This is a genomic window from Streptococcus agalactiae (assembly GCF_949788565.1).
GTDB classification, from domain to species: Bacteria; Bacillota; Bacilli; order Lactobacillales; family Streptococcaceae; genus Streptococcus; species Streptococcus agalactiae.
This window is the reverse complement of sequence record NZ_OX460931.1, coordinates 1100788-1114086: the sequence shown is the minus strand read 5'-3', so window position 1 is coordinate 1114086 and position 13299 is coordinate 1100788. Positions and strand designations below refer to the sequence as shown.

Annotated in this window: 10 protein-coding genes and 1 pseudogene; 10 read left to right on the top strand and 1 reads right to left on the bottom strand. The window is 34.2% G+C overall.

Annotation, left to right across the window (positions count from 1 at the left end; all coding sequences use genetic code 11):
• Positions 1-8: 8 nt before the first annotated feature.
• The 8 genes and pseudogenes from QOR44_RS05815 (at position 9) to QOR44_RS05780 (ending at position 7847) form a co-directional block, all read left to right on the top strand.
• The gene (locus QOR44_RS05815) at positions 9-965 is read left to right on the top strand and encodes a glycosyltransferase family 52 (protein WP_000181210.1); all 957 of its coding nucleotides are present in this window, start codon (positions 9-11) and stop codon (positions 963-965) included.
• Positions 962-2362, top strand: coding sequence for an oligosaccharide flippase family protein (locus tag QOR44_RS05810; RefSeq protein ID WP_001093052.1), 1401 nt, complete (start codon positions 962-964; stop codon positions 2360-2362). Before QOR44_RS05815 ends, QOR44_RS05810 begins: the two co-directional genes overlap by 4 nt.
• Positions 2362-3387, top strand: a pseudogene (gene neuB / locus QOR44_RS05805) (N-acetylneuraminate synthase). The gene QOR44_RS05810 and the pseudogene neuB overlap by 1 nt, the downstream one beginning before the upstream one ends.
• Before the next feature lie 76 nt (positions 3388-3463).
• Positions 3464-4618 (top strand): UDP-N-acetylglucosamine 2-epimerase, encoded by a 1155-nt coding sequence (gene neuC, locus QOR44_RS05800; RefSeq protein WP_000717636.1) that lies wholly within the window; start codon positions 3464-3466, stop codon positions 4616-4618.
• Positions 4615-5244: an acetyltransferase gene (locus tag QOR44_RS05795; protein WP_000727601.1), complete on the top strand. Its 630-nt coding sequence runs from the start codon at positions 4615-4617 to the stop codon at positions 5242-5244. The genes neuC and QOR44_RS05795 overlap by 4 nt, the downstream gene beginning before the upstream one ends.
• Before the next feature lie 10 nt (positions 5245-5254).
• Positions 5255-6496 carry an N-acylneuraminate cytidylyltransferase gene (gene neuA / locus QOR44_RS05790; RefSeq protein WP_000802354.1) on the top strand — a complete coding sequence of 414 codons (1242 nt, stop codon included), beginning with the start codon at positions 5255-5257 and terminating at the stop codon, positions 6494-6496.
• A gap of 113 nt (positions 6497-6609) precedes the next feature.
• A complete protein-coding gene (locus QOR44_RS05785; RefSeq protein WP_001209321.1) occupies positions 6610-7095 on the top strand; it encodes a hypothetical protein in 486 nt (161 codons plus the stop codon).
• A 98-nt stretch (positions 7096-7193) separates the two neighbouring features.
• Positions 7194-7847 carry a uracil-DNA glycosylase gene (locus tag QOR44_RS05780; protein ID WP_000682956.1) on the top strand — a complete coding sequence of 218 codons (654 nt, stop codon included), beginning with the start codon at positions 7194-7196 and terminating at the stop codon, positions 7845-7847.
• 65 nt (positions 7848-7912) lie between these two features.
• Here the strand turns inward: QOR44_RS05780 and plsY are convergent, their stop codons facing one another.
• Positions 7913-8551, bottom strand: coding sequence for a glycerol-3-phosphate 1-O-acyltransferase PlsY (gene plsY, locus QOR44_RS05775; RefSeq protein WP_001021320.1), 639 nt, complete (start codon positions 8549-8551; stop codon positions 7913-7915).
• Between the two features lie 113 nt (positions 8552-8664).
• Between plsY and parE the strand changes: the two genes are divergently transcribed.
• Both parE and parC read left to right on the top strand, forming a co-directional pair.
• Entirely contained in the window at positions 8665-10614 is a 1950-nt protein-coding gene (parE, locus tag QOR44_RS05770; protein WP_001118440.1) for a DNA topoisomerase IV subunit B, read from the top strand.
• Positions 10615-10747: 133 nt separating this feature from the next.
• Positions 10748-13207: a DNA topoisomerase IV subunit A gene (parC, locus tag QOR44_RS05765; RefSeq protein ID WP_000065537.1), complete on the top strand. Its 2460-nt coding sequence runs from the start codon at positions 10748-10750 to the stop codon at positions 13205-13207.
• Positions 13208-13299: the final 92 nt, after the last annotated feature.

Sequence of the window (13299 nt, the reverse complement as noted above, 5' to 3'; positions counted from 1 at the left end):
AAAATAAAATGACTAATTTTGTGTGTCATACTTTATACCATCTACTGATTACTATAATAAAGTTAAAAGATAAAGAAAATACTAGAATATTTATTTGTGACACTATCACGGATTATGAAACTTGGGTAAAGATATTAAATGATCAGGGAATAAGAACTGAATCATTTAAAGAGTTTGCTTATCGGGAGCAGTTACAAAATAAAAATATTGAAGAAGTGATGGAGCTTGTAGATTCAGACTTAAATCACTACTTTGAGAGAGTAGATACACAAGTCTATCTATTTAATGATGATACTTTAATAGGTCGCTATATGGTGTATTTAGGTAAAAATTATCATCTAATTGAAGATGGTTATAACTGTTTTCAAGCCAAGTTATTCTTGGGTGGTTCTGTCGTAAAACGAGTAATTAAAACTTACTTATTTAAAAAGTATGTTCCGTATGGTTTTTCAAAATATTGTCTCTCAATTGAGGTTAATTCTTTAGTGGGGTTACCTCATGACATAAGGAGTAAGAAATATAAAGAACTACCGAGAAAAAAATTATTTGATAGTCTTAACAAAGAACAAAAATCACTGATTTTCAAAATATTTAAAACAAAACCATTAACTATAACTCCAAAGTCAGTATTATTGTTGACACAGCCACTTGCACAAGATAAATGTTATAAAACACCTACAGAGAGGTTTCAAAGTATTCAAGAGCAATACGATTATTTTGACGATATTGTCCAGGAATATAGAACGTTAGGGTACAATGTTTATTTAAAAGTTCATCCTAGAGATGTAGTAGATTATTCCAAATTGCCGGTAGAGCTATTACCATCAAATATCCCTATGGAAATTATAGAGTTGATGTTAACAGGTCGGTTCGAATTTGGGATAACACATTCGTCCACCGCGCTGGATTTTTTAACTTGTGTTGATAAAAAAATAACTTTAGTAGATCTGAAGGATATTAAATGAATACTAAGAAATTACTTCAATCTGGTTTTATTTATACAATCGGGAATTTATTGGTGCAAGGATTAGCCTTTATCACACTTCCCATCTACACTCGGGTCATCTCAACAGAAGTTTATGGCCAATATAGTTTATATGTTGCTTGGATGAATATTATTATGCTTTTTATTGGCCTTCAGACGAGCGGTTCTTTAAGTTCAGCTCGGGTCAAATACGGAGAAGAATTTAAAAGCTATTCTGGGAGTGCCTTTTCTGTAGGTAATATATGGTTTCTTATTATACTTTTGATGGCTTTTCTATTTAGAAGTTTTCTTGCACCATTAGTTGGTTTTTCTGAATCTATTTTTTTATTAATGGTGTGTCAAAGTTACGCTAGCTATGTGGTGACTTTCTTTGGTCAGTATTTTATACAACAACAGAGGAGTTTGGCTAATTTAATATTATCCTTAGCCAATGCAGTTTCATCTGTTGCACTATCTCTATTTTTAATTTTTCATTGGTCCGATGACTTTTTATCTAGGGTTTTTGGAGCTTTTGTTCCTACTATAATAACTGGAATAGTTGCCTTTGCTTATATTTATTATCATAGCAAATCTTTTTACAATCCTAAGTATTTTCGGTTCATTGTCACTGTGTCTGTTCCTTTGATTTTCCATTTGTTAGGACACCAGTTGTTGGGGCAATTAGATAGAATTATGCTAGCTCGTTTATACAATACTAAAGAAGTTGCAATGTATAGTTTCGGTTATTCGCTTGGAATGATTATTCAGATTGTTTTGAATAGTATTAATATGGCTTGGATTCCATGGTTTTTTGATGCTAGAAAAGAAAAATTACTGCAACTTTCAACTTATATTAGCCGTTATCTCTATTTAGGAGTTTTCTTAACATTAGGTTATTTGACTGTTTTTCCTGAGTTAGCTCAAATAATGGGAGGAGACAAGTATAGTAGTAGTGTTCAATTTATTTCTTTAATTATTGTCAGCTACTTTTTAGTTTTTCTCTATACATTTCCTGTAAATATCCAATTCTTCTATGCTAATACGACATGGATTCCTATTGGGACATTATTAGCTGCTGGTGTAAATTGGTTACTAAACCTTGTATTAATTCCTCATTATGCAGCCTATGGCGCTGCTATGGCTACAATAATATCTTATTTAGCCTTGTTGATTTTTCATCATATTGTTTCGAAAGTTAAATACCACTATTCAGATGTCTCAGTTAGGCAGTACATCATTTTAAGTGGTATAGTATTTAGTTATGCTATGTTAATGAACATGTTCCTAGATAATATCGTTATTAGATGGAGTTTAGGAATAATTATTCTTATAGTATATAGCATTGTTTTTCAAAAAGTCATTTTAGACTTATTGAGTAAAAAAAGAAGGAGAAGATAATGGTTTATATTATTGCAGAGATTGGTTGCAATCATAATGGAGATATTAATCTTGCGAGAAAAATGGTAGATGTTGCCGTGTCTTGTGGTGTTGATGCTGTTAAATTTCAGACTTTTAAAGCTGAGAAACTTATTTCTAAATTTGCTCCCAAAGCTGAATATCAAAAAGCAACTACAGGAACAGCAGACAGTCAACTTGAGATGACGAAACGTTTAGAGTTAAGCTTTGAAGAATACTTAGAAATGCGTGATTATGCAATTTCAAAAGGTGTGGAGACCTTTTCAACACCTTTTGATGAAGAGTCATTAGAGTTCTTAATTTCTACAGACATGCCAATTTACAAAATTCCATCAGGAGAAATCACTAATTTACCTTACTTAGAAAAGATTGGCAAGCAACAAAAGAAAGTTATTCTTTCGACGGGTATGGCGGTAATGTAAGAGATCCATCAAGCGGTGAATATTTTACGTCAGAATGGTACAACCGATATTTCTATTTTACATTGTACAACAGAGTACCCAACACCTTACCCCTCTCTAAATTTAAACGTTATTCATACTTTGAAAGATGAATTTAAAGATTTAACGATAGGTTATTCGGATCATTCAATTGGATCAGAAGTACCTATCGCAGCAGCAGCAATGGGTGCAGAAGTTATTGAAAAACACTTTACTTTAGATACTAATATGGAAGGTCCGGATCATAAAGCCAGTGCAACACCTGATATTTTAGCTGCTTTAGTTAAAGGGGTTCGCATTGTTGAACAAGCCTTAGGTAGATTTGAAAAAATCCCAGATCCAGTAGAAGAAAAAAATAAGATTGTTGCTCGTAAATCAGTCGTTGCTTTAAAACCAATTAAAAAAGGCGATATTTATTCAATAGAAAATATTACGGTGAAGCGCCCAGGTAATGGTATTTCTCCTATGAACTGGTATGACATCTTGGGACAAGAAGCGCAAGATGATTTCGAAGAGGATGAAGTTATTCGTGATTCACGCTTTGAAAATCAATTGCCCGAGTTATAATAACACCTAATTATAATCGGCAACAGATGTATTACACGGCTAAGATTATGTAATTACTATATATAGAAGGGATACGATGAAAAAAATTTGTTTAGTAACTGGATCGCGTGCTGAATACGGAATAATGAAGCCATTGATTCAAAGATTATCAAAAGATAAAGAAGTCAACTTACAAATTATTGCAACAGCAATGCATCTGGAAGAAAAGTACGGCTATACTTATCGTCAAATTGAAGAAGACGGTTTTGATATTGCTTATAAAGTTCCCTTACATCTTTATGATACTGACAGAAGAACTGTATCTACTGCAATGGCACATTTACAACTAGGATTGACCAAAATTTTTGACAAGGAAGACTATGATCTAGTCATCATTTTAGGGGATCGTTATGAAATGTTACCAGTTGTGAATGTAGCGTTGATTTATAATGTCCCAGTATGCCACCTTCATGGAGGGGAGACCTCATTAGGCAATTTTGATGAGTATATTCGCCATGCAATTACTAAGATGAGTCACCTACACTTAGTCTCTACAGAGGACTTTCGTCAACGTGTGATTCAGATGGGAGAACAACCTCAATTTGTAATTAACACAGGAGCTCTCGGAGTGGAAAATGCTCTATCAATTCCTCCTCTAACCAAAGGAGCAATAGAAAAGCAATTAGGTATTGCACTAGAGGAATCCTATTTTGTTGTTCTCTATCATCCTGTTACTTTTGAACAAGGAAAAAGTGCTGGAGAACAGATGAAAGCGGTACTATCAGCCCTTTCTAAATTTGGTGTACAGTGTCTATTTATAGGATCCAATTCAGATACTGGTTCTGATGATATTGCAAAGGCTATCAATACTTATTTGATAAATCATGAAAATAGTTATTGCTTTGCTTCTTTATCAACCCAACTTTATCATTCCTTAATTCGTCATTCACTAGGACTGATTGGTAATTCGTCTTCTGGTTTAATAGAAGTTCCTTCTTTGATGAAACCTACTCTTAATATTGGTGATCGCCAAAAAGGTAGGCTACATGGAGAAAGTGTAGTAAGTGTACCAGTCGAAACCTCCTCTGTATTGGAGGGATTATCAAAATTGAATGAAGTGACCAACTTTGACAATCCCTACTACAAAGAGAATGCTTCATCTATTGCATATGAAGCAATAAAGCTTTATTTGAAAGATGAACCTTCAATTTCCCAACCATTTTATGATTTAAAGGAGAATAATCTAAAATGAAAAAAAAGTTGGCATTTTTAGGCGCAGGAAGTCATGCTGATGCGATTGCTCCGGTTATTGATCCTCTTGTGTATGATTTCGTAGGTTTTTTTGATGATAAAGATATTACGGAGCATGATGGTTATCCTGTTCTTGGAAAACTTTATGATGTGCTACCTTACCTTGAAGATGGCTCAATAGATGCAGTATTTATTACAATAGGTGATAATGCTAAAAGGAAAGAACTATTTGAATATGTAGCAAAGGATTATTATGACTTTATTATTAACATCATTAGTCCCAATGCTTTAGTATTGACACCAGATAGTATTTGTGGGCGTGGTATCTTTATTGGTTTTGGGGCTTTTATAGGTTCTAAAGTGAAGCTGTTTGATAACAACGTTGTTAATACAGGAGCGCTCATTGAACATCATACTGTTGTAGAATCACACTGTAATATAGCACCTAATGCTACCATAAATGGTCTTTGTTATATTAGAGAAGAAGTTTATGTAGGTAGTGCCAGTGTTATTATTCAAACCTTGGATATTTCATCATGTACGACAATTGGAGCAGGAGCTGTTGTTGTAAAAGATATTATAGAACCTGGAACCTATGTAGGGGTTCCAGCCAAAAAAATAAAATAAAGGATATGTTATGAAGCCAATTTGTATTATTCCTGCGCGATCAGGGTCAAAAGGATTACCAGATAAGAATATGTTATTCCTAGCAGGTAAACCCATGATTTTCCATACTATAGATGCTGCAATTGAATCTGGAATGTTTGATAAGAAAGATATTTTTGTTAGTACAGATTCAGAATTGTACAGAGAGATTTGTTTAGAACGCGGTATTTCAGTGGTGATGAGAAAACCGGAACTTTCAACTGATCAGGCAACTTCGTATGATATGTTAAAAGATTTTTTATCTGACTATGAAGATAATCAGGAGTTTGTGTTACTTCAAGTAACTTCTCCACTAAGAAAATCATGGCATATAAAGGAAGCAATGGAGTATTATTCTTCACATGATGTTGACAATGTTGTAAGTTTTTCTGAAGTTGAGAAACACCCTAGTCTGTTTACAACATTATCTGATGAAGGCTATGCTATAGATATGGTGGGAGCAGATAAAGGTTATCGTCGCCAAGATTTACAACCTTTATACTATCCGAACGGCGCTATTTTTATTTCTAATAAAGAAACTTACTTAAGGGAAAAAAGTTTTTTCACCTCTAAGACATATGCTTATCAAATGGCAAAGGAATTTTCATTAGATGTTGATACGAGAGATGATTTTATCCACGTCATCGGTCACCTCTTTTTCGATTATGCCATTAGGGAAAAAGAGAATAAAGTTTTTTATAAAGAAGGCTATAGTCGTTTGTTCAATAGAGAAGCTTCAAAGATAATTTTAGGTGATTCAAAAACGATATCTATCTCACTAGAAAGTTACCATAATTATTCCCAAGGTGGTGTAACATTAGCAACGATGTTGGAAAACTTACCTAACTTTTTGACAGCTAATGTAACAGAGGCTTTTGTTTCTATAGGGGTAAATGATCTCATTACAGGTTATAGTGTGGAAGAAATATTCAGCAATTTCCAAAAACTCTACTCATTATTAGCTGAGAATAAAATAAAGATGAGATTGACAACTATTGCTTACACCCTTTTTAGAGAAACTGTCAATAATGCAGATATTGAGAAAATCAATCAATGGCTAACAGAATTTTGTTATCAAAATCAGATTCCACTGTTAGATATTAATAGATTTTTATCAAAGGATGGTAATCTAAATTATCATTTAACTAGTGATGGATTGCATTTTACTCAAGAGGCTAATGATTTGTTACAAAGTCAATATCAATTATTTGTAGACGAAGTTAAAACCTTATAATATTTATTTTATAAAGTTATTCATCTTATTTTTGCGATTTCAATAGTGATATGGTATATTTAAAGTAAGCTACGTATAGTTTTACCAGTCAGAAATAGTAAGGATGGTTGAGTATGAGAGAAACTGAAACACACGATCACCAAGCGCTAATTCAAAAATTGTTAGTCAGTATTCATTATTTAACCTTGTTTCGTGATGAAATTATATTAGTAGAAAAAACCCCATCTTTACTGGGGAAACATTTTTCTATTGCTATTGTGCAGAATGAACTAGGTGAGATACTTTCTAAAATAGAAGCTTTGAGTAAGCAAAAAAAACTGATTCGTTCTATTTATTGGTATGATGAATCGTCATTTAAAGTCATGAATAAGGCTCTGGCTATTGTAGAAGAATGGATTAAGGGCTTAGATAATCTTTTAGAATTCTGTCAATCACAGACGGTTTTTCAAGCAATTTTAGGTGATGAACGTGCACATGTATTTGGAATCCTTATTGATGTTTATACTTCTTTAAACATTATAAATACTTCTTTGAAAGAAGAAAATTCTAGACCAGTGTCCTTATCTGATTTGGCTCTAGGTCTTAAGGACGAAGATTAATAAAAAAACGTTACTGCTTTGAATGAATAAAGCAGTAACGTTTTTTATAAAATATTGCTATACTAGTAATACAGATATCTAAAAGTAAGGAGTTATAAATGAAACATTCTAGTTGGCATGATTTAATAAAAAGAGAACTACCCAATCATTACTACAATAAAATTAATACATTTATGGATGCAGTTTACGAAAGCGGAATCGTTTATCCTCCAAGAGATAAGGTGTTCAATGCCATACAGATAACACCACTAGAAAACGTAAAAGTAGTGATTATTGGCCAAGATCCTTATCATGGACCTCAACAAGCTCAAGGACTCTCATTTTCTGTTCCAGACAATTTACCAGCTCCTCCTTCACTTCAAAATATTCTAAAAGAATTAGCAGAAGATATTGGGTCACGTTCACATCATGACTTAACATCATGGGCGCAACAAGGAGTGCTGCTATTGAATGCTTGTTTAACAGTTCCAGAACACCAAGCTAATGGTCATGCTGGGCTTATATGGGAACCTTTTACTGATGCTGTCATCAAAGTGGTTAACCAAAAGGAAACACCAGTAGTCTTTATTCTGTGGGGTGGCTATGCTCGAAAGAAAAAGTCGCTAATTGATAATCCTATTCATCATATTATTGAGAGTCCTCATCCGAGTCCCCTATCTGCTTATCGTGGTTTCTTTGGTAGCAGACCTTTTTCTAGAACAAATCATTTCTTAGAAGAAAAAGGAATAAATGAGATTGATTGGTTAAATTAGAAGGGAGATCTACTCTCGAAACATTGTTAGTCTTATAATAAAAAACCGCTACTAGCGGTTTTTTATTATTTATTTTTTTGTTTACTTAGGTTTAAGCCAAACGGAACCAAATTTTCTTGCCTTTTTCGAATACGTTTGATATTATCCTGATGTCGGATAATAATCGTGAGGGCCATTAAGATAACCACAGTGGTAAATATCCAGTCGTAGTCCGTTAATATAAAACCTACTAATGGAAAAATTAAGACACTAAGGATACCTACGACAGCTACTGTAATACTGGATAGGGAAATCATGCTAAAAAGATAAAGCGTTAATAAAAAGATAACTAATAAGTAAAGGAAAAAAGAAGGTGTAAATCCTAGCAAAACCCCAGCGCTTGTAGCAACGGCTTTCCCACCTTTGAATTGTGCAAAAATAGGGAAAGTGTGACCTATAATAGCAAAAAAACCGATAAAAAATGGAGATACTGTCGTTATACCTAATATGATAGGAATAAGTGTTGCTAGAGTCCCTTTTAAAATGTCAATAGTCAAAGTGACAATGCCAGCTTTTACACCTAAAATACGGAAGGTATTCGTGGTGCCAGTATTACCACTACCGTGTTGACGAAGATTGACTTGGTAAAAATATTTACCAATCCAAAGTCCAGTTTGGATAGAGCCTAACAGATAGGCAATGATAATCATAATTATAATATTCATACCCTTATTATAACATAAGCATAAAAGTCTTTTTGCTATTTTTAAAAAAATAATTTTGCAAAAACAGCAAAAAACTTGTAATATAAAAAAGATGAAAAAATTTGGAGGTCACTTTGGCTAAACAAGATATAACAGTGACGAATTATGGCGACAATGCTATTCAAGTCTTAGAAGGATTAGATGCTGTTCGTAAGCGTCCAGGGATGTATATCGGTTCCACAGATGGAACTGGTTTACATCATTTAGTGTGGGAAATTGTAGATAATGCAGTTGATGAAGCTCTATCAGGTTTTGGAAATCGCATTGATGTGATTATTAACAAAGATGGGAGTATAACTGTTACAGACCATGGACGTGGTATGCCAACTGGAATGCATGCTATGGGAAAACCTACTGTTGAAGTCATCTTCACGGTGCTTCATGCAGGTGGAAAATTTGGACAAGGTGGTTATAAAACATCAGGTGGTCTCCATGGTGTTGGATCATCTGTAGTTAATGCTTTGTCTTCTTGGTTAGAAGTTGAAATCATTCGCGACGGAGCTGTTTACAGACAACGTTTTGAAAATGGTGGTAAGCCCGTTACAACCCTGAAAAAAATCGGCACAGCACCAAAATCAAAATCTGGAACATCTGTCAGCTTTATGCCAGATCAATCAGTATTTTCAACGATAGATTTTAAGTTTAATATAATTGCAGAGCGCTTAAAGGAATCTGCCTTTCTCTTAAAAAATGTTACTTTAACCTTAACAGATAATCGTTCAGAAGAAGCAGAGCATCTAGAATTTCATTATGAAAACGGTGTTCAAGATTTTGTAGAGTATTTAAATGAAGATAAAGAAACGTTGACACCAATCATGTTTTTCGAAGGTGAAGAACAAGAATTTCATATCGAAGTTGCTTTGCAGTATAATGATGGTTTTTCAGATAATATCCTTTCTTTTGTCAATAATGTTCGCACTAAAGATGGTGGAACACATGAAACTGGCTTGAAATCAGCTATTACAAAGTCTATGAATGACTATGCACGTAAAACAGGACTTCTTAAAGAAAAAGATAAAAACCTTGAAGGTTCTGATTATCGTGAGGGGCTATCAGCCATTTTATCTATTCTTGTACCTGAGGAGCACTTGCAATTTGAAGGTCAAACTAAAGATAAACTAGGAAGTCCCTTAGCACGACCAATTGTTGATGGTATTGTTTCTGAAAAGTTAACTTACTTTCTTATGGAAAATGGAGATTTAGCATCTAATTTAATCCGTAAGGCAATAAAAGCACGTGATGCGCGTGAAGCTGCACGTAAAGCTCGTGATGAAAGTAGAAATGGGAAAAAGTCGAAAAAAGATAAAGGTCTACTTTCTGGAAAATTAACCCCTGCACAATCGAAAAATGCTAAGAAAAATGAACTCTATTTAGTCGAAGGAGACTCTGCAGGTGGCTCTGCTAAGCAAGGTCGTGATAGAAAATTTCAAGCTATTTTACCGTTGCGAGGAAAAGTATTGAATACAGCTAAGGCAAAGATGGCTGATATTATAAAAAACGAAGAAATTAATACAATGATCCATACCATTGGTGCAGGTGTTGGTCCTGATTTTAATCTTGACGATATTAATTATGATAAAGTTATCATTATGACCGATGCTGATACTGACGGAGCTCATATTCAAACACTATTATTAACTTTCTTTTATCGCTATATGAGACCTCTTGTTGAAGAGGGACATGTCTATATTGCTTTGCCACCTTTGTATAAAATGTCAAAAGGAAAAGGTAAGAAAGAAATTGTTGAGTACGCTTGGACAGATATAGAGTTAGAAGAATTACGACAAAAATTTGGTAAAGGCTCACTATTACAACGATATAAAGGGCTTGGGGAAATGAATGCCGATCAATTGTGGGAAACTACTATGAACCCTGAGACAAGGACATTAATTCGTGTAACAATTGAAGATTTAGCAAGAGCAGAACGTCGAGTTAATGTCTTGATGGGTGATAAAGTTCCTCCAAGACGCCAATGGATTGAAGATAATGTCAAGTTTACTTTAGAAGAGAATACAGTATTTTAATAAAGAGCCTTGGTTATTCATGTTTTATAGTGTACAAGTAATATTGTATGCGTTAGACAAGAGAGCCAATCATTCATTTCAAATAAGTGGAAAAATAATACTAAGCCACTCCAACTAGGAGAAAATTATAAATATGTCTAATATTCAAAATATGTCCCTTGAGGACATTATGGGAGAGCGTTTTGGGCGCTATTCTAAGTATATCATTCAAGAACGGGCGTTGCCGGATATTCGTGATGGCTTAAAACCTGTTCAACGTCGAATCCTTTATTCAATGAATAAAGATGGTAATACTTTTGAAAAGGGATTTCGCAAATCTGCAAAGTCAGTCGGTAATGTTATGGGGAATTTCCATCCTCATGGGGATTCCTCTATTTATGACGCGATGGTTCGTATGTCTCAAGATTGGAAAAATCGTGAGACATTGATTGAAATGCACGGAAATAATGGTTCTATGGATGGAGATCCTGCGGCGGCTATGCGTTATACGGAAGCCCGTCTATCAGAAATTGCTGGTTATCTTCTTCAAGATATTGATAAGAATACCGTACCCTTTGCGTGGAATTTTGATGATACAGAGAAAGAACCAACTGTTTTACCAGCTGCCTTTCCCAATCTTTTAGTCAACGGAGCAACAGGAATATCTGCAGGCTATGCAACAGATATTCCACCACATAATTTAGCAGAAGTCATTGATGCTGTCGTGTACATGATTGATCACCCTAAAGCTAAATTAGATAAATTAATGGAATTTCTACCTGGTCCAGATTTTCCAACTGGCGCTATCATTCAAGGAAAAGATGAAATTCGTAAGGCATATGAGACTGGTAAGGGGAGAGTAGCGGTTCGCTCGCGAACTGCTATTGAAACCTTAAAAGGTGGTAAGAAACAAATTATTGTTACTGAAATTCCTTATGAAGTTAATAAGTCAGTTTTAGTAAAACGAATCGATGATGTTCGTGTTAATAATAAAGTTCCAGGAATAGCAGAGGTGCGTGATGAGTCTGATAGAGATGGCCTTCGTATCGCTATTGAGCTCAAAAAAGAAGCCGATGAAACAATTGTCTTAAATTATCTTTTTAAATATACAGACCTACAAGTGAATTATAATTTCAATATGGTTGCTATTGATGACTACACCCCTAAGCAGGTGGGTCTATCAAGAATATTAACTAGCTATATCGCTCACCGAAGAGAAATTATTATTGCTCGTTCAAAATTTGATAAAGAAAAAGCCGAAAAACGTCTCCATATTGTTGAGGGACTGATTAGGGTTCTTTCTATTTTGGATGAAGTGATTGCATTAATTCGTGCTTCTGAGAATAAAGCTGATGCGAAAGAGAATTTGAAGGTCAGCTATGAGTTTTCAGAAGCTCAAGCAGAGGCTATCGTCACATTGCAATTATATCGTCTCACAAATACTGATATTGTGACGTTGAGAGAAGAAGAAGAAGAACTTCGTCAACAAATCACAATGCTCAAGGCAATTATTAGTGATGAACGTACGATGTATAACGTAATGAAACGTGAGTTACGTGAGGTCAAAAAGAAATTTGCCAATACTAGACGTTCTGAACTTCAAGAATTAGCTGAAACTATTGAAATCGATACTGCAAGTTTAATTATCGAAGAGGACACATACGTCAGTGTTACTAGAGGCGGATATGTAAAACGCACCAGCCCTCGCTCTTTCAATGCATCAACTGTTGATGAACTTGGTAAGCGAGAAGATGACGAATTGATATTTGTGAGCAATGCAAAGACTACCCAACATTTATTGATGTTTACTAACCTTGGTAATCTTGCTTATCGTCCAGTTCATGAATTAGCTGATATTCGATGGAAAGACGTTGGTGAACATTTATCACAAAATCTTGTTAACTTTGCTTCAAATGAAGAAATTATTTATGCTGAATTAGTAGATGATTTTACTAAAGAAACTTATTTTGCTGTCACTAGCTTAGGGCAAATAAAGCGTTTTGAACGTCAAGAAATCAGTCCATGGCGGACATATAAGTCAAAAACAGCTAAATATGCTAAGTTAAAAAGTGTAGAGGATTATGTTGTGACTGTTGCCCCTATCCAATTAGAGGATGTTATACTTGTCACTTATAATGGTTATGCGTTGAGATTTAGTATAAATGATGTACCAGTCGTCGGTAGTAAAGCCGCAGGTGTAAAAGCGATGAATTTAAAAGATCGTGATCACATCGTATCTGCATTTATAGCTAACACCACAAGTTTATATTTATTAACTCATAGAGGAAGTCTTAAACGAATGGCCATTGATGTTATCCCCACAACTAGTCGTGCTAATCGAGGACTTCAAGTTCTTCGTGAATTGAAATCCAAACCGCATCGCGTTTTTAAAGCAGGACCTGTATATTTAGAGGATTCATCTTTTGAATTTGATTTATTTAATTCAGTATCGAATCATGAAGGAGATACTTTCGTACTTGAGATTATGTCTAAAACAGGAAAAGTTTACGATGTTGATTTAAGTCAATGGAGTTTTTCTGAACGTACAAGTAATGGCTCTTTTGTATCTGATAAGATTTCTGACGAAGAAGTATTCTCAGTTAAAATTAAGTAAAAACATATTTGTGTTTTTACTAGTTTGGTAATTTATCTGAATTTTACAAATAATATTGAAAAAATAATGATAATAGCGTACAATAGTTAGAA